The sequence below is a fragment of the Pacificoceanicola niger genome, from assembly GCF_048553275.1.
Classification (GTDB): domain Bacteria; phylum Pseudomonadota; class Alphaproteobacteria; order Rhodobacterales; family Rhodobacteraceae; genus Pacificoceanicola.
The window spans coordinates 96620-118462 of the sequence record NZ_JBLZMW010000008.1; the positions used below are offsets into that span (position 1 = coordinate 96620).

Consider the following 21843-nt stretch of genomic DNA (forward strand, 5'->3'; position numbering starts at 1 on the left):
GGCCCCGAACCGGGGCACGCCCCCGGTCAGCTGCCTTTGCGATAGCGAAACGTGCCGGTCCCCTTGGCGATAAGTTCGCCGGTCTCGTCATGGACCGCGCCTTCGGCAAAGAAGGTGCTGCGCCCGCCGCCCGTCTTATGCCCCGTGGCGATGAAGATCTCGCCCCTGGGGCGCGAAAGATATTGCACGGTGAGGCTCAGGGTCAGGCACATCTGTGCCCGCTCAGGATCGCCGGTCCAGCAGCCCGCATAGCCCATGACCGTATCCAGCAGCGAGGCATGGGCGCCGCCATGCGGGTTTCCATGGCGGTTCATGATAAAGGGTGCGAGGGGCAGTTCGAACGCGGCATAACCGTCCGACCAATCGCGCATTTTCATTCCGATATGGTTCTGCCAGGCGTAGGGGTCTTCCAGAAATCTGTCATCCATAGGCGGCGCGGGCCTCCAGCCCCAATTCGGCAAAGCGCGGCACGAAGGCCCCGAGTTTCAGGCCTTTTTCCGGGTTGGCCGCGTTGCCGTCAAGCGCGCGTTTTTTCACCCCCTGCAAGATCGCTCCCATGCGGAAGAACGCGAAGGCCACGTAGTACCCGAAGCCTTCGATTTCGGGGAGGCCGCGCAGGGCGCAGTAACGCGCGATCACCTGCGCATCTTCTGGCAGGCCCAGCGCCGCACGGTCCAGCCCGGCAAGGCCCCGGCCCTCGCTGCCTGGCGGCAGCTGCCATTGCATGATCAGCCCGGCGAGGTCCGCGAACGGATGGCCGAGAGTTGACAGCTCCCAGTCGAGCACGGCGCGGCACGCAGTGCCCTCCGGCGCGAACAGCATGTTGTCGATGCGGTAATCGCCGTGCACCAATGTGCGCTTGCCGTCATCCTCCGGCATATGCGCCCCGAGCCAGTCAATCAGGGTCTCCATAGCGGGGATAACGTCGGTCTGGCTCGCCCTGTATTGCTTTACCCAGCGGCCATACTGCCGCTCGTAATAATTCCCCGGCGGACCGAATTCCGTCAGCCCCGTCGCCTCCAGATCGACATCATGGATCGCGGCCAGAACCCGCAGCATCTCGTCGATGATCGCCGCGCGGGTCTGTGGCGTCTCCCCCGGCATGGACGGATCGACAAAGCTGCGCCCCGGCACGTGGTCCATGACATAGAACATGGAGCCGATCACCGCCTCATCCTCGCAGAGCGCCCGCATACGGGCGACGGGCACCGCGCTGCTGGAGAGCGCCTTTTGGACGCGGAACTCGCGGTCGACGGCATGCGCAGATTTCAGCAGCACGCCCGGAGGCTTGCGCCGCAGAACATACCGCCCCGAGAGCGCCTCAAGCAGGTACGTCGGGTTCGACTGTCCCACGTCGAATTTCGTCGCTGTCAGGGGACCGTCAAAGCCCGGAACATGTGTGCCCATCCAGTCCATGACACGCGCCAAGTCTTCGGAATTCATGCCGCGCCTCCCGGCTTTTTTCTGGTTCGGATCGTCGAATCAGGCCTGCGCCTCATGCGCCGCCGTTGGTGTATTTGCGCAGCTCGGCGCGGGCCACCTGCCGCCGGTGCACCGCGTCCGGGCCATCGGCAAAGCGCAGGGTTCGCACGTGGGTCCAGCGCTGCCAGAGGTCCTGATCCTGGCTGATGCCACCCGCGCCATGCATCTGCATCGCCTCGTCGATCACCTTGCCCGCCATCAGCGGTGCGATAACCTTGATCTTGGAAATCCATGGCTGCGCGGCGCGCACCCCGGCGGTGTCCATCATCCAGGCCGCCTTGAGGCACAGGAGCCGCGCCATTTCGATCTCCATGCGGGCATTGGCGAGAATGTCGTAGTTGGCACCCAGCTCCGCGATCGGCTTGCCGAAGGCCTCGCGGGAGAGGCCCCGGCGGCACATCATTTCCAGCGCCTTTTCCGCATGACCAATGGCGCGCATGCAGTGGTGGATGCGCCCCGGCCCAAGCCGCCCCTGCGCCACTTCGAAACCGCGCCCTTCACCCAGAACGATGTTCCGTGACGGAACGCGGACATTGGTGAAGCGGATGTGCATATGGCCGTGCGGCGCGTCGTCCTGCCCAAAGACCTGCATCGGCCGCAGCACCTCGATGCCGGGCAGGTCCGGGTCCATGACGAACATGGTGTGGCGCGCATGTTTCGGCGCGTCAGGGTCGGTACACGCCATCAGGATGTAGAGGCCGCACCGCGGATCACCGGCGCCGCTGATCCACCATTTCTCGCCGTTCAGGATGAAATCGCCGCCGTCACGCCTGGCCTCGAAGGCCAGTTGCGCCGCGTCGGAGGAGGCAACATCCGGCTCTGTCATGACATAGGCCGAACGGATGTCCCCCTCCAGCAGGCGCGACAGCCAACGCTCCTTCATCCAGTCCTCGCCGTAGCGTTCGAGCACTTCCATATTGCCAGTATCGGGCGCGTTGCAGTTGAAGACCTCGGCGGCAAGGTGGGATTTTCCCATCTCTTCCGCGAGATAGGCATATTCCACCGTGGTCAGCCCATAGCCGCGATCGCTGCCCGTGAGCCAGAAATTCCACAGGCCGCGCTCTTTCGCCTTGGACTTCAGCCCGTTCAGGATCTCAAGTTGCCGGTCCGTGTGTTGAAAGCGGTCGCCTGAGGGGTGCTTGCCTACCTCGTGGTGAAATTCGGCGTCCAGCGGCGCGATCTCGTCCTCGACCATGCGGCGCACCGCCTCGATCAGCGGTTTGACCCGCTCTGTCATTCCAAGGTCCATGAAACCCTCCTGCCCATTGCGGATTATTCGAGAAAAAACCGGGTGATCCAGTTGGCGGCAAGCGCCGGACGCTCTGCCCCTTCGATCTGCACTTCGACGTCCCAATGCACATCCAGCGCGCCGTCGCGTTCATCCACCGAGGCCACCGTGAAGAGGCCGCGAATGCGGCTGCCGACGCGCACGGGGCTGACAAAGCGGATGCGATCGAAGCCGTAGTTCACGCTGCTGGCTACCCCCGGAAGGGCATCCACCACCTGATAGGACATGGCAGAGAGCATTGACAGCGTCAGAAACCCATGGGCAATGGCCCCGCCGAAGGGGGTTTCCGCGGCAGCGCGGGCCTCATCCAGATGGATGAATTGCCAATCCTCGGTGGCGTCGGCAAAGGCCTGAACCCGCTCCGGCCCCAGCGTGAACCAATCGGTCGTGACCGGAGCCTTGCCCCGCAGATCGTCAGCCAGCATCGGGCAGGACGTATCCGTCGAACCGCTTGCGCAGCGTGAGCTTGGAGACCTTGCCGGTGGCGGTCAGGGGAAGATCCTCGACACATTCCATGGCATCCGGCAACTGCCATTTCGCCATGTGTTCCAGCATCATCTCATGGATCTCGGGCAGCGCCGGTGGGTCATTCGCCTCGCGCGGGACCACCACCAACAGCGGCCGTTCGTCCCATTTGGGATGCGGAATCGCGATGACCGCGCAGGCGGCGACCTTGGGGTGTGCCATGGCGATGTTTTCCAGGTCGATTGAGGAAATCCACTCGCCGCCCGATTTGATCAGGTCCTTGGCGCGGTCCTGGATATAGAGAAAGCCGTGAGCGTCGATGCTCGCCACGTCGCCGGTGCCGAACCAGCCGTCCTTGTCAAAGGCGCTCGCGCTGGCCTCTTCGTTGTTGAAGTAGCCCGAAATGATACTGTTTCCGCGCACGAACAGCTCGCCCACCGCCTTGCCATCGTGCGGCAGGGTCGTGCCATCTTCGCCGACGATTTTCAGCTCGACACCAAAGACGCGCCGCCCCTGCTTGGATTTGAGCGCCATGCGCGTCTCGAACGGCTCGTCCTGCATCGGTTTGGAAAGCTGGCCGTGGGTGCCCACGGGACTCATTTCGGTCATGCCCCAGGCGTGGCAGACATCCACGTCGCGCCTTTCGAAGAACTCGATCATCGAGCGCGGCGCGGCACTGCCGCCGATCACCAGCTGATCGAGCGCGGACGGCACGGCATCGCGCTTTTCCATCTCGGCCCGCAGGCCAAGCCATACGGTCGGCACACCCCAGCTGGCGGTGACGGATTCGCTCTCCATCAGATCATAGATCGAAGCGCCGTCCAGCTTACCGCCCGGCATGATGAGCGAGGCCCCCGCGATCGGCGCGGCATAGGGCAGCCCCCATGAATTGACGTGGAACATCGGCACGACGGGCAGGATGCGGCTGCCTTCATACAGGCTGCGCGGCAGCGTCACGCACAGAAACAGTGCATGCAGGACGGTGGAGCGATGGGTATAAAGCGCGCCCTTCGGGTTGCCCGTCGTCCCGGAGGTATAACACAGCGCCGCAGCGGTCTCCTCCGGCAGGTCGGGCCAGTCGTAGGTCTGCGGCTGGCCGTCCAGCAGATCCTCATAGCAGAACAGATCAAGCGCGCTTTCCGGCATGTGCGCGCGATCGGTCATCACCACCAGCTTCAGCCCCTTGGGCAGATGTTCGGCCAGCGCTTCGATGATCGGCAGGAAGGTCAGGTCGAGGCAGAGCACCTTATCCTCGGCATGGCCGATGATATAGAGCATCTGCTCGGCGCTCAGACGCGGGTTGATCGTGTGGCACACCCCGCCCATGCCACTGATGGCGTAATACAGCTCGAAGTGGCGATACCCGTTCCACGCCAGCGTGGCGACGCGATCACCAAGGCCAACCCCGAGCCCGGCCAGCCCATGCGCCAGCTGCGCCGTGCGCTTGAACGCCTCTTGGTAGCTTTCGCGGTGCAGGTCGCCCTCGGTGCGGACCGAAACAATCTCTCCGCCCGGGTGTGCCTCTGCCGCGTACCGCAGGATCTCGATGATCGAGAGCGGCATATTCATCATCATACCGTGCATCGGGCCCTCCCTTGCCGTCTGCTGTTTCGAGCCTACAGTGAGCGACAGACCGCACGGGGTGCAAGCCCCGAGTGCGAAATGACGTTACGGGAGAATACGATGACCGACCAGATGCGCCGCATTGCGCTGGCCCGCAGGCCCGAAGGCCAGCCGGTGCCGGACGATTTTTTGCTTGAACGCGGCCCGGTGCCGGAGCCTGCGGCGGGCGAGGTGCTTGTGCAGGTCACGCATCATTCGCTGGATCCCTACATGCGCGGGCGTATGGACGATGCGGGCAGCTATGCCGCCTCCCTGAGCATTGGCGAGACGATGATCGCGCAAGGGGTCGGTGTTGTGTTGGCGTCCCGGGCGGAGGGGTTTGCCGAGGGCGACAGCGTCACCGGCATGACCGGCTGGGCCAGCCACGCGGTGCTGAGGGGCGGGGAGTTGCGCAAACTCGACAGCCGCGTGCCAGCCACCACCGCGCTCGGAGTGCTGGGGATGCCGGGTTTTACCGCCTGGCAGGCGCTGCGCGAATACGGTCGCCCGAAGGCCGGCGAGACCCTGGTGATCGCGGCAGCCACCGGCCCGGTGGGCGCGATGGTCGGGCAACTGGCCAAGGCGCAGGGTCTGCGCACGGTCGCCATCGCCGGGGGCGACGAGAAATGCAAGCTGGCGCTCGATAAATTCGGCTTTGACGCGGCGATTGACCACCGCGCACACGGCGACGCCGCCAGCCTGCGCAAGGCGCTGGCCGAGGTCTGCCCCGATGGTGTGGACATCTACTGGGAGAACGTCGGCGGCAAGGTGCTGGAGGCGGTGATGCCGCTGATGAATATCGGCGGGCGCGTGCCGGTCTGCGGCACCATCGCGTGGTATGGCGGCGGCGCGTCAGACAAGCTGCCGCAGGTCTGGCGCTCGATCCTGACCAAGCGTTTGTCGGTCAACGGCTTCATCATCTTCGACCATTGGGATGCCTTCCCGGACTTCCTTGACGAAATGACGCCGAAGGTCGCCGGGGGCGAGATTGCCTATCTCGAAGACATCACCGACGGGTTGGACAAGGGCCCGGAAACCTTCATTGCGATGCTCAAGGGCGGCAACACCGGCAAAACGATCATCAAGGTCTGAGGCAAGTTCAGGTCCGGCCAGGCGGGACGCCCTCAGGCGTAGGGCACCCCCTGTGCCCGGACGTGCAGGGCATAGACCGACTGGCTCGCCGCCATGAACAGCCGTGTGCGATGGGTGCCGCCGAAACAGACATTGGCGCAGCGCTCCGGCAGATGGATCATGCCGATCGGCGTGGCATCCGGGGCGAACACGCGCACGCCGTTCAGCCCCGCACCCACGCCCCAGCCGCACCACAGATTGCCCTCGGTGTCGAGGCGAAAGCCGTCCGGCGTTCCCGCCTCGCCCGCTTCGATCAGGCGGCGGGCGTTGGACAGGCTTTGGCCATCGGCGCCGACGTCGAAGGCGTGGATGCAACGCGGCATACCGGATTGCACCACATAGAGCCTGTCTTCATCCGGCGAAAAAGCCAGCCCGTTGGGGTGGTCGATGTCTTCGATCACTGCGGTGATTTCGCCGGACGGATCAATGCGGTAGACATTGGTGGGCAATTCCGGCGCGGCTTTGTAGCCCTCATAGTAGTCGCGAATGCCAAAGGTCGGATCGGTAAACCAGACGGAGCCATCGGACTTGACCACCACATCATTCGGCGCGTTCAGGCGCTTGCCCTCGTAGCTGTCGGCCAGCACCGTCACGGTGCCGTCGATCTCCGTGCGCGTCACACGGCGCGGCCCGTGTTCACAGGAAATCAGCCGTCCCTGACGGTCGCGCGTGTTGCCATTGGTGAACGGCCCGCGGCGGAAGACGGAGACCGCGCCGGTCTCTTCCTCGATCTTGAGGATCTGGCTGTTCGGAATGTCACTGACCAGAAGGCAGCGCAAATCACCAAACCACACCGGCCCCTCGGCCCAGCGCATGCCCGTGTGGAGGCGCTCGACGGCGGCGTGAGTGACAAGCAGCGGCCGGAACCGCTCATCGAGGATCTCGATCCTCGGATCCGGGTAGCTTTCGGATTGTTGCCACATCGGGGGCCTCCCTGCATTCGTGTTCGGCGCAGAGAATAGCAGCGCCCGCGCTGCGGATAACAGCCCCAAACGCGGTCTGTTCTGGTGTTCCGGAAAGGGGGGAGTGGTACCACCTCCCCGGCTCGAACGGGGGACCTCCTGATCCACAATCAGGCGCTCTAACCTACTGAGCTAAGGCGGCACTGGCGGCGGGATACAATCTGCAAAAAACGAATGCAAGACCGAATCCCGACGTTCGAGAGCAAAATTCTAACAGCTACAGTTCGATTTCCCAAGCCTGCTCTACAAGGTCCACGCCAAAGCTGTGCACGGGGGTGGCACGTGTCATGGTCCAACCCGTGGAGGCATAGAGCGCACAGGCGGCGCGGTGGCTTTCATGCGTGGACAGCTGCATGCGGCGATACCCGGCCTGGCGCGCGAAGGTCATGCAGGCCTTCAGCAGGTGTTTTCCCAGGCCTTTGCCCCGCGCTTCGGGCACGAGCAGAAACAGGCGCAGCTTGGCGGTTTCCGCGTCGATGCGCACGCAAAAGATGCTGCCAAGGCGTTGCGCGCCCTCCCACGCGATAAAACCGCGCTCGCAGGTGGGATCATGGCGCGCGTCGAAGTCGTGCAGGATGTCCGCCACCAGCGCGCCGAAGCTGTCGTCGAAGCCTTCGGCTTTTGCGTAATGGGTGCCATGCTGCTCGACAAGCCAGTCGATGTCGCCAGGGCCGAGGTGTTTGAGGGTGATGGTCATGCGCCATGTTGCGCCCGGCCTGCCTTGCAAAGCAAGCCCTCTGCCGCTACCTGTCCATGGCAAAACAAGGCGGACCATCCCATGGGCATCAACGACGAACGCGACATCGAAGCGAACCTGCAGATCGGGCCGACCGAACTGGGCATGGTGCGCCTGTTCATCTATGGCGACGGGCTGGAAATTCCGATGGATTTCGAACCCGAGGAAGCCGAGGAAATCGCCGAGGAAATCCTCGCCGCCGTCAAAGGGGCCCGCAAGGTCAAGCCGCCCAAGAAGGGGCGCTGAGCGCCCGCCGCCCTTCCAAATTGCGATAAGGACAGAGCAATGCCGGTCTTTCTGGACAGCCAGCAGGATGATTTCGAGAGCGCCTTTACCACGTTGCTGAATGCCAAGCGCGAAGACAGCCCGGACGTGGATGACACCGTCGCCGGTATCATTGCCGATGTGCGCGCGCGCGGGGACGCAGCGGTGCTGGAACTGACCGCAAAGTTCGACCGCCTTGAGCTGGACGCGGGCGGCATGCGGTTCTCGGAAAGCGAAATCGAGGACCTGTGTGCGCAGGTTCCCGACGACGAACGCCGCGCGCTGGAACAGGCCGCCGAACGCATCCGCGCCTATCACAGCCGCCAGATGCCCGACGATGCCTCCTGGACCGACCCGGAGGGGGCGACCCTTGGCTGGCGCTGGACTGCGGTGTCGGCGGCGGGGCTCTACGTGCCCGGCGGGCTGGCCTCCTACCCGTCTTCGGTGCTGATGAATGCGATTCCCGCCAAGGTTGCCGGCGTCGAGCGGCTGGCCATCACCGTGCCGACCCCCGATGGTTTGGCGAATCCAGCCGTGCTGCTGGCGGCGCGGATTGCGGGTGTCGATGAAATCTACCGCATCGGCGGGGCGCAGGCGATTGCCGCGCTCGCATATGGCACACAAACCATCGCGCCGGTCGACAAGATCACCGGACCCGGCAATGCCTTCGTTGCCGCCGCGAAGCGCCGCGTGTTCGGCAAGGTCGGCATCGACATGATCGCCGGCCCGTCAGAGATCCTCGTGATTGCCGATGCGGACAACGATCCCGACTGGATCGCGCTTGACCTGATGAGCCAGGCGGAACATGACGAAAGCGCGCAGTCGCTGCTGATCTGCACCGATGCCGCCTTTGGCCAGGCCGTGGCCGAGGCGGTCGAGGCGCGGCTTCAGACGCTGGAGCGGCGCGCCATCGCGGGCGCAAGCTGGCGCGATTTTGGCGCGGTGATCACCGTGCGCGATCTCGGCGAGGCGGCGACGCTTTCGAACCGCATAGCCCCGGAACACCTTGAGCTTTGCGTCGCCGACCCGGAGGCCCTTGCCGCGCAGTGCACGCACGCGGGGGCGATCTTTCTCGGGCAATGGACGCCGGAGGCGATCGGCGATTATGTCGGCGGCCCCAACCACGTCCTGCCCACGGCGCGCTCCGCACGGTTCAGCTCGGGGCTTTCGGTGATGGATTTCATCAAACGCACGACCATGGCGCGCATGTCGCCCGAAGCGCTCAAGGCCATTGGCCCAGGCGCCGAAGTGCTGGCCCGCTCGGAAAGCCTTGAGGCTCATGGGCTGAGCGTGACTGCGCGCCTCGACAAGCTGAACCGCTGACGCGTCGCCGCGCAGGCCGGAAGCCACGCCTTTCAGGCGCGGCTGCGGGGGCACTGCCACCACGCCCCTGACGGGGCTACCCCGGGATATTTTTCGACCAGTGAAGACAGATGCCGCCGGCACCTGATCTCAGAGCATCGGCGGCCCGTCCTGTTCCATCTCCAGTGCCAGTGGCGCGGGTGTGCCGCCGAGATCGTCGATCCGCAGCCCGCCCGTGGGTCGCGACAGACGGTTGCGCACCACCCAGAGCAGCCGCGATTGCGCCCGGGTGATCGCCACATAGGCGAGTCGCTTCCACAGCGGCTGCCCCGCCTCTGTCCGGTTCATGCGGGCAGCGGCGTAGAGGTCCGGTGCAAAGACCTGTACCGCATCCCATTGCGAGCCCTGCGCCTTGTGGATGGTGACGGCCGCTCCGTGCAGAAAGGTCGCGCCCATGCGCGCCGCGTAAGGGATGAACGGCTCTTCCTCGTCCGGCTTTTCGATCTTGACGATTGAGGCCGCCGAGACCTGCGGTTCGATCGCGCCCATCACGTGCAGCTTGGAAAATCCCGGTTTGCGGCCCGGCCCAAGGTAGATGACTTGCGCCCCTTTGATCAGGCCGCGCGCCTCCAGATCCAGACGCTTCTTGCGATGCTTCAGTGGCAGCTCGATCCCGTCGCAGATCAGCGGCTCACCAGGCAGAAGCTCAGTCTCCGGCGCGCCATGCACATTGCGGAACGCCTTGATCAGCCGAATGCGCGTGGCATTGCGCCATACCAGCACCGGGCTGCGGGCCATCAGATCGACCTCGACGCGGCCCGCCCAGACCACGCGCTCATCCTGTGCGGCCTTCTCTTCCACCAGCCGCTCGAAGTCCTCGAAACCAAGCTGTGGGTCGGCCAGCGCATGGGCCAGGTCGAGAATCGGATTGTCCGCCGCCTGCCGGTGGATTCGGCTGAGTTCGAGCTTTTGCTTGTCGGGGATCGTGTCGAAAACCAGTTTTCCGGACTGGTTCACAGGTGCCAGCTGCGCGGGATCCCCAAACAGCACAAGATTGGGGAAAATCTCTTTGAGATCATCAAATTGCCGGTCATCCAACATCGACGCCTCATCGACGAAGCCAATGTCCAGAGGCTCATCACGGCGTTTCCACCCGGTGATGAAATCGCTGCCCCGAAGCCCGGCCGCCGCCAGGGCCGCAGGCACGGATTTATGCGCCTCGAAGCTCGCCTGCGCCCGGGCGAAGGCCTCGTCTGTCAGCTCTTCGAGATCCGGCTTTTCTCCGTTCCCCATGAGCCATTCGGCAAGCTTTTCGTATTCCGGGTCATAGACCGGCGTGTAAATGATACGGTGAATTGTCGTGGCCGGAACGCCGCGCATGCGCAGAACGCTGGCGGCCTTGTTGGTGGGCGCGAGGACAGCGAGCGTGCGGCGCTCCTTGCGGCGTTTGCTTTCGAAATCGCCGGACACGATCTCGACGCCCGTGGCCTCAAGCGCCTTGACCAATTCTGCCAGAAGCAGCGTCTTGCCGCTGCCCGCCTTTCCCATCAGAGCCATCACGCGCTGACGACCTTCCTGTGCCGGCTGGCATGTTCCTTCGACCAAATCCACCCCGGCGCCGCGCAAAAGCGTGGTCACCTGGTCATAAGCATGGGCCTGATCGTCGGAGAGAATAAGGGCTGGCGCGTTCATGGGCGCACATTACCCTCGGGGCCGGACGGGCGCCAGCAAAAGCACCCCGGATCCGGCCCGGGATTTGGCGTCAGGCGGCGGCGAGTTCCTCGGTGCGCATCGGGGTGCCAAAGGACAGCTCGAACCAGCGCTTGGACAGGTCGATCGAAATTCCGGCGCTCTTGGCCACGGCGCGCTGTGTCTCGTCAGTGAACTCCCACAGACCGACGCTGATCGCCTCACGGCCTTCGCCGACGGTGCCAAGAACTTCGGGGCACGAACCGATGCGGCGGAACACGCGAACCATATGGGCAAAAATCACGCCGACGAAGTGCTCGACGCCGAACTCCTCCATAACATGACCGCCGGCCAGCATCAGCGCTGCGGCCACACCGGCGCGGGCGCCCGGCGCAAGGCAGAAGCGGGTGCATTCCCAGATCAGCGGCGATTGGATCGTCACGCCATCGGTCAGATGCGTAAAATGATCGTTGACCATGGTCGGCCCCATCGTCGGCATCAACCGCAAAGAGCCGCCGTGCGTGCCATCGGCGTTTTGCCAGATGATGTAGAGCGGGTTCTGATGGTCGTACTCATCGCGCTCCAGACCGTCCTCATCGACGCTGACATCCCAGTCGTGACGGGATTTGAACTGCGCCGCGCGGTCCTGAAACATGGTACGGGCCAGGCGCGGAAACTTGTGGAGGTCTTCGGCATAAACGTAACGGATCATTGTCTTTTTCCCCTGAACGAAAGATCGTCGATGAGGAGAATTTGCGTCGCCGTGGTTAACGACGTTTCACCACGGCGCACGGCTTGGTAAGCAGGTCTTTACCCAGCTTAACAATTATACAACGATCAAGCCCCGGCTCAGCGCGCGGGCCACTGCGTGGGTGGTGTTCATCGCGCCAAGTTTGTGACGCGCGCTTTCGACATAAACGCGGAGTGTATGCTCGGAAATCGACAGGGAATCCGCCGCTTGCGCCCGATTGTATCCGCTGGCCAGCAGGGTCATGGCCTCGATCTCGCGGGGGGACAGGGGCTGGGACGCTTCGGGCTTGCGCCCTGGCTCGAATTCCAGCGCCTTTTGATTGAACGAATGCGCGATCAGGATCAGGTCACGGCGGTGTTTCTTGGTAAATACCTCCCATTCTTCGTCGCTGCAGTTGTGGCTGAGGGTGAAATGGGCGAATTGCCCGTTCGGCCCCCGGATCGGGATGGAATAGCCTTGGTTTCCAACCCCATGGACGATGGCATCCTGCATGAATGCCCGCGCCGCCTTGCTTGACCAGTCCAGTTGCTTCCAGTCCACAGGATGGAACTGCTGATAGCAGCCGACGATGACCGGATCGATGCGCAGATAGCCATTGGCGATGTACCGTTCGACCCAGACCATGTCATAGGTGCCACAGCCATATTGATCCCCATTACTGTTGACCCAGTGATAGATCAGATGATCCACACCGAAAGCATCGCGCAGGGTCTCAATGACCCCTTGCAGATCATCAAGAGAGCCCGCGGACTCTAAATTCTCCATCAGTTTTTCCAACTGCGGTACGGTTTCCGCAAATACCACCTTTTGTCCCCTCAACCCGGGACGCCAACTCGGCCTGCGCAATCAAATGCGCTTCATCCAGCTGTGTGGCGAGCGTAGGAAGCCCGTTCGCACGTGCGAATGTTTCAAGGTCGGTCAGAACGTCGAGTATCCAATCATGTCCCATGGAGAGTCTCACTTTCAGGTGGTTAATGAAGCGTTAAAACAACTCTAGCATGAGGTCGTTTCCGTTAGTATTCGCGAAAAACTCCTCCCCAAAAACTGCGAGGGGGCGGTTTTCAAGTCATTGTTTTCCCGAGGACGCCCCAAAACGCAAAACGCCCGCGAAGGCCGGGCAGGCGATTCGCGGGCGTTGGGACAAAAAGGGAATCGGTTTACTTGCCCGCTTCCAGCGCATCCTCGAACGTGCGCAGCCCGGCGCGGGGCGATTGAACCAGCACGGCCATGTTGCCGGGCTTGTGCTCATTGCGCAGCATCTTCATGTGGGCGTCCGGGATTTCAGCCCATGGAAACACCTCGGACATGCACGGATCGAGGCGACGGTCGATCATCAGCCGGTTCGCGGAGGCGGCTTGCTTGAGGTTGGCGAAATGCGAGCCCTGCAAGCGCTTCTGGTGCATCCACATGTAGCGCACGTCAAACGTGCAATTGAACCCCGAGGTGCCCGCGCAAATCACGACGATACCGCCCTTTTTCACGACCAATGTCGAAACCGGGAACGTGGCTTCGCCGGGGTGCTCGAAGACCATGTCGACGCTGACGCCCTTGCCGGTGATATCCCAGATTGCCTTGCCGAACTTGCGGGCTTCCTTGAGCCAGTCGTTGTATTCCGGCGTGTTGACCGTAGGCAGCTGACCCCAGCAGTTGAAATCCTTGCGATTGATGACGCCCTTGGCGCCCTGGTCCATCACGAACTGACGCTTTGATTCGTCGGAGATCACGCCGATGGCGTTGGCCCCGGCCGTGTTGGCAAGCTGGATGGCATAAGAGCCGAGGCCGCCCGAGGCGCCCCAGACCAGAACGTTCTGGCCGGGCTTGAGCTCATGCGGGTGGTGCCCGAAGAGCATGCGGTAGGCAGTGGCCAGCGTCAACGTGTAGCACGCCGCCTCTTCCCAGGTCAGATGCTTGGGGCGTGGCATGAGCTGCTGCGCCTGCACGCGGGTGAACTGGGCAAAGGATCCGTCGCCGGTCTCATAGCCCCAGATGCGCTGGGTGGGCGAGAACATCGGATCGCCGCCATTGCACTCTTCATCGTCGCCATCGTCTTGATTACAATGGATAACAACCTCGTCGCCGACCTTCCAAGTCTTCACCTTGTCGCCCACTTTCCAGACGATCCCGGAGGCGTCGGAGCCGGCGATGTGGTACTCTTGGCCATGCACGTCAAAGGGGCTGATCGGAACGCCTTTGCCGGCCCAGACACCGTTATAGTTGACGCCTGCGGCCATCACGAGAACCAGCACTTCGTGACTGTCGATCTCCCAGGTGTCGACGACTTCCTGCTGGAACGATGTATCCGGATCGCCGTGGCGTTCGCGGCGGATGTTCCAAGCGTACATCTTCTTGGGAACAAAGCCCAAAGGCGGCATCTCGCCAACTTCATAGAGCTCTTTTTCCGGCGCGTCGTATTGGGCGATCCCCGTTTGCAGATCAAGTGCCATGGCGGCCTCCTGTGTATCCGTTTGTTAACCTTTTGCCTCTGCAGCGCAGAATCGTGGCCTGAGGCCTTGAATACGCGGGGTCGCGCAACATTGCAACGTAAAGAAGTTGCTTTTTGTAATTTTATAACCGAGCAGTCGCAGAATTTCTGCTGCGCTCGCATAAATCCTCAAGTCTCCTTGGCTTGCAGAAGATGTTTGATTGAATTTGCGTAGAATTTTGCGATCTCGGCCTTTTCGGGAACGAGGTGGAAGGTGCCCGCCTTTTCAATGGCGATGCCGCGTTCGAGCAGCGCGCGCAGGCCGGTTTCAACGGCGTAATCGCGGTTGCCGCGCGGCAGATGAACATGGCTATGTTCCAATGTTTTCAGAGCCTTGCCAAAAGCGATCTCCAACTCCGCGCGGCTGTGAGGGCCGATCAACAGAAGATGACTGACCAGCGGCACCGGAAGCACCGGCACGATGGTCGCGATCTGCGCCATCAATAGACTGCTAAGTGCTTCCGGATCATCGGAAATTTCCGGATTGGCGCGGAGTGAGAGCGGGGTGCCGAAACTGACAGCGGCATAGCCGAAACGATGAAAGCGGCCAGTGAGCCGCAGCCAGATCTGCCTCAGCACCGCCCAGGCCACCACGCCGATCGAGGCGCCAAAGCGATCTGATCCCGATTTATCCTTTTGAATCAGAACAGTGTCTTCCAGGATCCGATCATAGTTCAACGCCACAGGAACAAAGACGACGTCCCGTGCCTGAAGGTCCAGATCTTCGAGAATATAGCTCAGAAGGCCCAGCTTGGGCGTGCGAAGGGCACCGTCAAGGCTGAGCCCGCCTTCAGGGAAGATGGCCTGCGTGACACCACCGCTTGTGGCCATCTGCACATAGCGCCGCAAGACCTTGCGGTAGAGCGCGTCGCGGGAGCGGCGGCGGATGAAGTAGGCCCCCATGGAACGGATCAGCCGCGACAGCGGCCAGACCTGCGCCCACTCCCCCACCGCATAGGACAGCGTTGTCCGGTCGGCGGCGAGGTGGGTCACCAGGACGTAATCCATGTTAGAGCGATGATTCATAACGAAAATTACTGCCGCTTCATGATCGATTCCGGCGAGCGCTTCGGGATCGGCATGTCCAAGGCGCACCCGGTAGAGCGCCGTGGAGAGGAACCGTGCGCCGCGCACCCCCCAGCCAAAGTAGGCAAGAGCGGAAAACGACGGCACGATTTCCCGCGCATAGCGCCGCGCGCGCTCGAAGGCGACGTCCTCGCGGACACCGTGGGCCCGCGCGTAAGCCACAATGGCTTGTGTCACCTCCGGATCATAGCACAACCTCTGGATCAAATCGTAGCGCCGGAGCAATTTGAACGGCTGGATCGGCCGCTGCAGGCGGGTGTTGATCCGCGCCACGGCGCGCTCCATCCGGCGGCGGAAAAACCAACGAACAGACGGGAAGAGAAAGTGCGACGCAAAGGTTACCCCCGCAAAGAGCAGAATGAGAGCGAAAAGCCAGAGCGGGAGCGTCACCGTTTGCGTCATGGTTAAGGAGCCTCGCAGGGCAGGCAACGGCAGGCAAGAGCCACGTTTTGTACAAAACTCCGCGCGAATCGTACCAAACTCCACCCGCTTCCCCGGTTTTCCCGGTAATTTCGTTGCGTCACGGCGCAAGCCACAGGGTTACCCCATCGCGCGCTGCGGATTCGGTACAAAATTCGCCCGGTTTGGTACAAAATTCGGCCCTGCCCTCTTGGCCATGGCTTCACCGCTCCCGAAAATGCTGCAACTGCGGTATCCTGTGTTGATCGCTGCGACGCGGCGAATTGACAGGGTCATAATCTTTCGTATAACAACCACTGAACGCAATATGATTGCCGTGATATCCCTGCCTTACGGAGGCCCCGATGACCGAACCCAAACCCGCCGAGACCCCCAAGGACAAGCCGTGGCTGATCCGCACCTATGCCGGGCATTCGACCGCCGAGAAATCCAATGCGCTCTATCGCGCGAATTTGTCAAAGGGGCAGACCGGCCTCTCCGTGGCCTTCGATCTGCCGACGCAGACGGGCTATGACAGCGACCATATCCTGAGCCGCGGCGAGGTTGGCAAAGTCGGTGTTCCGGTCTGTCACCTCGGCGATATGCGCACGCTGTTTCAGGACATTCCGCTGGAACAGATGAACACCTCGATGACGATCAATGCGACCGCGCCCTGGCTGCTGTCCCTTTATATTGCCGTGGCCGAGGAGCAGGGTGCGGATGTGTCGAAATTGCAAGGCACGGTGCAGAATGACCTGATCAAGGAATACCTGTCGCGCGGAACTTATATCTGCCCGCCGAAACCGAGTCTGAAGATGATCGGAGACGTGGCGGAATACTGCTATCACACCGTGCCGAAATGGAACCCGATGAACGTGTGTTCCTACCACCTGCAGGAAGCGGGCGCGACGCCGGAGCAGGAGCTTTCCTTTGCGCTGGCCACGGCCATTGCGGTTCTGGACGAATTGAAGCCGCGCGTGGCGGAGGAGGATTTCCCCGCGCTGTGCGGCCGGATTTCCTTCTTTGTGAATGCAGGCATTCGGTTCGTGACCGAAATGTGCAAGATGCGCGCCTTCGTCGATCTGTGGGATGAGATCCTGCTGCAGCGCTATGGCGTGCAGGATGCCAGGTTCCGGCGGTTTCGCTATGGTGTGCAGGTCAATTCGCTTGGCCTGACCGAACAGCAGCCGGAGAACAATGTCTATCGCATCCTGATCGAAATGCTGGCCGTGACCCTGTCGAAGAAAGCCCGGGCGCGAGCGGTGCAATTGCCGGCCTGGAATGAAGCGCTCGGTCTGCCCCGTCCCTGGGATCAGCAATGGTCAATGCGGATGCAGCAGATCCTGGCCTATGAGACGGACCTGCTGGAATACGACGATCTGTTCGAAAATAACCCGGCGGTGGATCGCAAGGTCGAGGCGCTGAAAGCGGGGGCGCGCGCGGAATTGGCCAATATCGACAGCATGAGCGGCGCAATCGGGGCGATTGACTATATGAAGGGCCGCCTCGTGGATTCGAATGCGGAGCGGCTGAACCGGATCGAACGCAATGAAACGGTTGTCGTCGGCGTGAACCGCTGGACCGAGGGCGAGCCGTCGCCGCTGGTCGGGGAAGACGGCGGGATCATGGTCGTCGACCCGGCGGTTGAGCAGGAGCAGGTGGCGCGGCTGAACGCCTGGCGCAACGAGCGCGACGAGGCCGCGGTGCGCAGCGCGCTGTCGGCGCTGCGCGAGGCGGCCCGGACGAAAGAGAACATCATGCCCGCCTCCATTGCCTGCGCCAGGGCGGGGGTGACGACCGGGGAATGGGCCGGGGAAATGCGCAGCGTGCATGGCGAATATCGTGGGCCCACGGGCGTGTCCAAGGCCATGTCGAACAAGACCGAAGGGCTCGATGAGCTGCGCGACATGGTCAACGCCGTGTCGGACCGGCTTGGCCGCCGGTTGCGCTTCCTTGTCGGCAAGCCCGGTCTGGACGGGCATTCCAACGGCGCCGAGCAAATCGCCTTCCGCGCGCGGGATTGCGGCATGGAGATCGACTATGAAGGCATCCGCCTGACCCCGGAGCAGATCGTGGAGGCGGCCAAGGAGGGCGCCCATGTGATCGGCCTGTCGATCCTGTCCGGCAGTCATATTCCGCTGCTGGAGGACGTGATGAAACGCCTGCGCGCGGAGAGTCTCGATATCCCGGTTGTTGTCGGCGGAATTATTCCGGAGGAGGACGCGCGGCGTCTGCTGGCCATGGGCGTGGCGAAGGTATACACGCCGAAAGACTTCGAATTGAATGCCATCATGCGCGACGTGGTCACTCTTGCTGATCCGAAAGCCGTGGCCGCACAGTAATTCGCAACCGTGAACTGATGCCATTGAAAGCCGCTCCCTTAATTGGTGAGCGGCTTTTTGCTAATCAGCGTCAAATTACGCGGCCTCTCAAGACTCATTAACCTTTTGACACAAAACGTACCTTGTTAATTCTCCTGTAGTTTTTATTTGTCGGATCACACGATGGAGAGACACAATGACTATTGACCTTGAAACACTGTCCCGCGATGAGCTGCAAACGCTTATCAAGGATGCGCAAAAAGCTCTGAAATCCGTTGATGCCCGCAATCGCGCAAAAGCAAAGCGCGCGGCGGAAAATGCGGCCAAGGAATACGGCTATTCGCTGGATGAGGTTCTCGGCGCGGGAACCAAGGGGTCCAAAGGGGTGGCGAAATACGCCAATCCCGCCGATCCGTCCCAGACCTGGACCGGCCGTGGGCGCAAACCCAATTGGGTGATCGAAGCGCTTCAGGCCGGCAAATCGCTTGATGATCTCAGCCTTTGATCCGGATTTGACATGACGGTTCATATTGGCGCAAATCCCGGTCAGATCGCGGAAACCGTCCTTCTGCCGGGCGACCCGTTGCGGGCCGAATGGGCGGCGCAGACCTTTCTCGATGATGTGGTCTGCGTCAATCGCGTGCGCGGCATGCTCGGCTTTACCGGGACGTACAAAGGCAATCCGGTGACGATTCACGGCTCTGGCATGGGGATGCCGAGCCTGTCGATCTATGCCAATGAGCTGATCCGCGATTACGGCGCGAAAACACTGATCCGGATTGGCTCCTGCGGCGCGATGCAGCAGAGCGTCGGGATCCGCGATGTCATTCTGGCAATGACCGCCTCTTCGCTGTCGACGCCGTCGCGCGGGATTTTCAAGGAATTGAATTTCGCGCCCTGTGCGGATTACGGGCTGTTGCGCAATGCCGCAGAAATCGCCGAACATCGTGGCATCACTCACCACGTTGGCGGGATTTATTCGTCGGATGTCTTTTACGATGAACGTCCGGATCTGAACGAGCAGATGACCCGCCATGGCATATTGGGCGTCGAAATGGAGGCGGCGGAGCTTTACAATCTTGCTGCGCGCCATGGCGTCCGGGCTCTCGCGGTCTTGACCGTCTCGGATCACTTGCTCACCCATGCCGCGCTGCCCTCCGAAGAGCGGGAGCGGTCATTTGGCGAGATGGTGGAGATCGCGCTGGAAGCGGCCTTCGCCTGAAAGGCCTCGCGAGGAAGACATGACCCGCCCGCGCGCCTGATCGCCGCGGGCGGGTTGTTTTGTGCCGTGGTTTCGCCGTGGGGGGCGGAGAAGTCCGCCCTACCGACCGTGGCTCCGGTCATAGCCGTTGCAGGGCGGGCTTTGCCAATCGCCCAATGCGCCCGGCGCGGGTGTCAGGATGTCAATGCGCAGCGGATGGCAGGGGGCGAGGTCCGAGCTGTGTTTGGTGCTGCAATCACCGCCGGGGCACGCGCTGATCGCACCGAGCACGTCAATCTCGGCAAGAAACGTCAAATGATCGCCGGGACGCACAGGACTTGCCTTCATGAAATACGCGCCCGTGTCGCGGGTGAACCCGGTACACATGAAGACGTTGAGCACATCATGCACAAATGGCTCTGCTTCCGTCCGGGACAGCCCCCTAGCCTGCGCTAGGGCACGCGTGAGATTAGAGTGGCAGCAATGATGATATTGGCCACCGGACAAGAGGTGGTTCGTGTAGGGATCGCAGCGCGTACCGATCACATCATGCACAGAACCGCCATGTGGATCGATGCCGTACCAGTCGAGGCTGTCCTCCACGATGGTGGCCATGGGACGCAGCGCCGGGAAGCTCGACCAGAGCCGGTCGCCGGTGCTGACGTGCGTGCCGTGCAGGGCGCGGGTCTTGCCGGAGTAGAAGCGCTCGGTCAGGTCATGCGCGTTCCAGAGGTTGAGATCGCCAACCTGCGCCCCCTCCGTGCAGGAGATCCGAAAGAACTGCCCCCGCGCGACCTCGAATGCGCAGGCCTCGCGCGGGGCCGCAATGTGAGTTTGCGTGACCTCTGCCGTTCGAAACGCCGTTGCGTAAAGGCCAAGATCCGGTTTCGGCAGGGTTTCGACGGGATAGCAGATCACCGGCGAAATAGCGCGGCGCACGTCGGCGTCAGGCGGGGATTTGGTCATTGGCCCTCCTTTGAATGACGCAGGTAAAACCCGACGCCGCGGCGCTGTCCAGAGCGCGGCGCGATGCAACCCCGGGATTTTTGGAGTATTTAGAAAGAGAAGAAGCGCAGTGGAGCAATTTTAACGCCGATTTAACCACAGTTGAGGGATTTTGGCTGTGCGGTACAGGCTGGAGAGCCGATGACCGCAAGAGGAGAAGCCCCGCCGTCCCCTGCCTTCTCCGGCCGGGATGGCGGGGTGGACTTTGGACCGGATGCGCGCGGGTTCTGTCTTCTTCTCTTTTTAAATACTCAAAATGGCGCCTACAGCCGGCATTGATCTGTCGGGTCTTCAAGCATGAAATCCGATGCGGAGCTTAGCGATCCGGCGGGTCCATACGTTCGTGGCGGCGGCGCCATTCGCGAACGTAGACGGACTCTTCGCTGTGCTTGCGGTGTTTGGCCGTTGCACGGGCCTCTGCTTCCTGCGGTGTTTCGGCGCGGATCTCCCCGGTCAGCGTCATCGCGGCCCGCTGGTACGGGACAACCTGCACGATGGGAGTTCCGGCGGGAAGGTTGTATTCCGGCGCATCATCCGTCCAGAGGAACGGGATGTTGACCGGTACGTCGAGCGCATCACAATCGACCGACGCTTCGAAGGTTTTGAACGGCAGATCGAAGTGATTGGCCGGCTGCACAAACAGGGCGGACCAGCCCGAAGGCAGGACCACGCGCCAAGGATTGATGAATTTCATGGGTTGCTTGCCACGGAAAGGCGGGCGGTCGGCGCCGATCTGCGACGGGTGGTGCAAGGCCAGCGGCGTGATCGGGCCGCTCTGATCCCATTGGAAGGTCATTTGGCCAGTGGCAGGATCGCGCATCATGCGGATGTCGCAGGGCAGCCGAAGCAGCCAGCCGAGGGTCATGATGTCCGTGACCGGGAGGCAGGCCCGGATCGTGCTGGCCGGGAGGTGGACCCCCATGGCGCGCGGCATGGTCCAAAACCACTCCGGCAGGAGTCGGCCTGCGGGCATGGGCGGTGGAATGAGGCCGTCGAGTTCCGGCGGGCAGAGGAAGCTGATCCGCGTCATCACGGCGCGTCCGGATTCAAGCAGGTTTGGGGCGCCTTGCGCTGGGGACCGCGTGTTTGCTGGCCACAGGTGATGCAGGTCCAGCGGCTGTCCGTCTCGCTTCTGTATTCGCGCCAGCGGCATTGCCGGGTTGCGCGGTTCGAAAACAGCGCGACGAGAATGAAGGCGATGATGAGACCGACGACGATGAACATGCCTTCAGCGTTATGCATGCCGGGGCGGCTTGGCAAGGTCTGGCGCGTGAGTTTGGGCGTCGCCTCTGTGCGGGCTTGGCCTGACGCGCCCTGCCGGTTTGGCAGGGCGGCGCAGGGTGGCCGGATCACGCGGCGAGCGGGATGTCTTCGTAGACCGGGCTGTTGCCCGCCTTGCGCGGTTCGGGGGTAAAATAGGCCCAAGCCTGTTCCAACGCTTCGAGCGCTGCGGCTGCGGACTTGGATTGCGGGTTGCTCTGCTGCTCATTCATCGGAGATGCCTTTCACGTCACTGGCGTCTCCTCCCTGGAAAAAGATTAGGCCTGTTCGGCCCGTGGCGCACCCCATGAATGCGCATGTTCGGTCTGCGGAGAGTGCAACTGTCGTTGGGTCAAGGCAATCTGGGCTCTGCAGCCAGCGGAGAATCGGTCTGAGGCGCGCTAGTTGCTGCGTCAC

General features: G+C 62.4%; 22 protein-coding genes and 1 tRNA gene. 6 read left to right on the top strand and 17 right to left on the bottom strand.

Annotated elements, in window-relative coordinates:
* Nucleotides 1–26: 26 nt before the first annotated feature.
* The 5 genes from ACN2XU_RS11970 to ACN2XU_RS11990 are packed head-to-tail and all read right to left on the bottom strand — an operon-like array spanning nucleotide 27 to nucleotide 4819.
* On the bottom strand, nucleotides 27–428 hold the full coding sequence (locus ACN2XU_RS11970) for a PaaI family thioesterase (RefSeq protein ID WP_419410678.1): 402 nt from the start codon (nucleotides 426–428) through the stop codon (nucleotides 27–29).
* Entirely contained in the window at nucleotides 421–1443 is a 1023-nt protein-coding gene (locus ACN2XU_RS11975) for a phosphotransferase family protein (RefSeq protein WP_419410679.1), read from the bottom strand. Before ACN2XU_RS11975 ends, ACN2XU_RS11970 begins: the two co-directional genes overlap by 8 nt.
* A gap of 52 nt (nucleotides 1444–1495) precedes the next feature.
* Nucleotides 1496–2731 (bottom strand): acyl-CoA dehydrogenase family protein, encoded by a 1236-nt coding sequence (locus ACN2XU_RS11980; RefSeq protein ID WP_419410680.1) that lies wholly within the window; start codon nucleotides 2729–2731, stop codon nucleotides 1496–1498.
* Nucleotides 2732–2754: 23 nt separating this feature from the next.
* Nucleotides 2755–3195, bottom strand: a complete 441-nt coding sequence (locus ACN2XU_RS11985) for a MaoC family dehydratase (RefSeq protein ID WP_419410681.1) — start codon at nucleotides 3193–3195, stop codon at nucleotides 2755–2757.
* A complete protein-coding gene (locus ACN2XU_RS11990) occupies nucleotides 3185–4819 on the bottom strand; it encodes a long-chain fatty acid--CoA ligase (protein ID WP_419410682.1) in 1635 nt (544 codons plus the stop codon). Before ACN2XU_RS11990 ends, ACN2XU_RS11985 begins: the two co-directional genes overlap by 11 nt.
* Before the next feature lie 99 nt (nucleotides 4820–4918).
* On the opposite strand from ACN2XU_RS11990, the gene ACN2XU_RS11995 reads away from it, so the two are divergent.
* Nucleotides 4919–5929 carry an NADP-dependent oxidoreductase gene (locus ACN2XU_RS11995; RefSeq protein WP_419410683.1) on the top strand — a complete coding sequence of 337 codons (1011 nt, stop codon included), beginning with the start codon at nucleotides 4919–4921 and terminating at the stop codon, nucleotides 5927–5929.
* A gap of 32 nt (nucleotides 5930–5961) precedes the next feature.
* Here ACN2XU_RS11995 and ACN2XU_RS12000 read toward each other — a convergent pair whose 3' ends face one another.
* From ACN2XU_RS12000 to ACN2XU_RS12010, 3 genes are all read right to left on the bottom strand, one after another.
* The gene (locus ACN2XU_RS12000; protein WP_419410684.1) at nucleotides 5962–6891 is read right to left on the bottom strand and encodes an SMP-30/gluconolactonase/LRE family protein; all 930 of its coding nucleotides are present in this window, start codon (nucleotides 6889–6891) and stop codon (nucleotides 5962–5964) included.
* Between the two features lie 104 nt (nucleotides 6892–6995).
* Nucleotides 6996–7072: transfer RNA gene (locus ACN2XU_RS12005), tRNA-His, on the bottom strand.
* Nucleotides 7073–7147: 75 nt separating this feature from the next.
* A complete protein-coding gene (locus ACN2XU_RS12010) occupies nucleotides 7148–7627 on the bottom strand; it encodes a GNAT family N-acetyltransferase (RefSeq protein ID WP_419410685.1) in 480 nt (159 codons plus the stop codon).
* Between the two features lie 81 nt (nucleotides 7628–7708).
* Here ACN2XU_RS12010 and ACN2XU_RS12015 point away from each other — a divergent pair, with 81 nt between their 5' ends.
* Nucleotides 7709–7912 (top strand): DUF6324 family protein, encoded by a 204-nt coding sequence (locus ACN2XU_RS12015; RefSeq protein ID WP_419410686.1) that lies wholly within the window; start codon nucleotides 7709–7711, stop codon nucleotides 7910–7912.
* Between the two features lie 39 nt (nucleotides 7913–7951).
* Nucleotides 7952–9253 carry a histidinol dehydrogenase gene (gene hisD / locus ACN2XU_RS12020; protein WP_419410687.1) on the top strand — a complete coding sequence of 434 codons (1302 nt, stop codon included), beginning with the start codon at nucleotides 7952–7954 and terminating at the stop codon, nucleotides 9251–9253.
* 129 nt (nucleotides 9254–9382) lie between these two features.
* Here hisD and ACN2XU_RS12025 read toward each other — a convergent pair whose 3' ends face one another.
* From ACN2XU_RS12025 to ACN2XU_RS12045, 5 genes are all read right to left on the bottom strand, one after another.
* Entirely contained in the window at nucleotides 9383–10924 is a 1542-nt protein-coding gene (locus ACN2XU_RS12025; protein WP_419410688.1) for an ATP-dependent DNA helicase, read from the bottom strand.
* Between the two features lie 70 nt (nucleotides 10925–10994).
* Entirely contained in the window at nucleotides 10995–11633 is a 639-nt protein-coding gene (locus tag ACN2XU_RS12030; protein WP_419410689.1) for an acyl-homoserine-lactone synthase, read from the bottom strand.
* A gap of 114 nt (nucleotides 11634–11747) precedes the next feature.
* Nucleotides 11748–12437: a helix-turn-helix transcriptional regulator gene (locus ACN2XU_RS12035; protein ID WP_419410690.1), complete on the bottom strand. Its 690-nt coding sequence runs from the start codon at nucleotides 12435–12437 to the stop codon at nucleotides 11748–11750.
* Between the two features lie 392 nt (nucleotides 12438–12829).
* Nucleotides 12830–14116 (bottom strand): crotonyl-CoA carboxylase/reductase, encoded by a 1287-nt coding sequence (gene ccrA, locus ACN2XU_RS12040; RefSeq protein WP_419410691.1) that lies wholly within the window; start codon nucleotides 14114–14116, stop codon nucleotides 12830–12832.
* Between the two features lie 167 nt (nucleotides 14117–14283).
* Nucleotides 14284–15642 (bottom strand): 1-acyl-sn-glycerol-3-phosphate acyltransferase, encoded by a 1359-nt coding sequence (locus ACN2XU_RS12045; RefSeq protein WP_419410692.1) that lies wholly within the window; start codon nucleotides 15640–15642, stop codon nucleotides 14284–14286.
* Between the two features lie 362 nt (nucleotides 15643–16004).
* Here ACN2XU_RS12045 and ACN2XU_RS12050 point away from each other — a divergent pair, with 362 nt between their 5' ends.
* From ACN2XU_RS12050 to deoD, 3 genes are all read left to right on the top strand, one after another.
* Nucleotides 16005–17981, top strand: coding sequence for a methylmalonyl-CoA mutase family protein (locus ACN2XU_RS12050; RefSeq protein ID WP_419410693.1), 1977 nt, complete (start codon nucleotides 16005–16007; stop codon nucleotides 17979–17981).
* A 175-nt stretch (nucleotides 17982–18156) separates the two neighbouring features.
* Nucleotides 18157–18465 carry an H-NS histone family protein gene (locus tag ACN2XU_RS12055; RefSeq protein ID WP_419410694.1) on the top strand — a complete coding sequence of 103 codons (309 nt, stop codon included), beginning with the start codon at nucleotides 18157–18159 and terminating at the stop codon, nucleotides 18463–18465.
* A 12-nt stretch (nucleotides 18466–18477) separates the two neighbouring features.
* Nucleotides 18478–19182 carry a purine-nucleoside phosphorylase gene (deoD, locus tag ACN2XU_RS12060; RefSeq protein WP_419410695.1) on the top strand — a complete coding sequence of 235 codons (705 nt, stop codon included), beginning with the start codon at nucleotides 18478–18480 and terminating at the stop codon, nucleotides 19180–19182.
* Between the two features lie 99 nt (nucleotides 19183–19281).
* On the opposite strand, the gene ACN2XU_RS12065 is transcribed toward deoD, so the two are convergent.
* From ACN2XU_RS12065 to ACN2XU_RS12080, 4 genes are all read right to left on the bottom strand, one after another.
* Entirely contained in the window at nucleotides 19282–20127 is an 846-nt protein-coding gene (locus ACN2XU_RS12065; protein WP_419410696.1) for an urea carboxylase-associated family protein, read from the bottom strand.
* A gap of 355 nt (nucleotides 20128–20482) precedes the next feature.
* On the bottom strand, nucleotides 20483–21196 hold the full coding sequence (locus ACN2XU_RS12070) for a hypothetical protein (RefSeq protein WP_419410697.1): 714 nt from the start codon (nucleotides 21194–21196) through the stop codon (nucleotides 20483–20485).
* Nucleotides 21196–21390, bottom strand: coding sequence for a hypothetical protein (locus ACN2XU_RS12075; RefSeq protein ID WP_419410698.1), 195 nt, complete (start codon nucleotides 21388–21390; stop codon nucleotides 21196–21198). The genes ACN2XU_RS12070 and ACN2XU_RS12075 overlap by 1 nt, the downstream gene beginning before the upstream one ends.
* A 125-nt stretch (nucleotides 21391–21515) precedes the next feature.
* Nucleotides 21516–21659 (bottom strand): hypothetical protein, encoded by a 144-nt coding sequence (locus tag ACN2XU_RS12080; protein ID WP_419410699.1) that lies wholly within the window; start codon nucleotides 21657–21659, stop codon nucleotides 21516–21518.
* Nucleotides 21660–21843 lie beyond the last annotated feature (184 nt).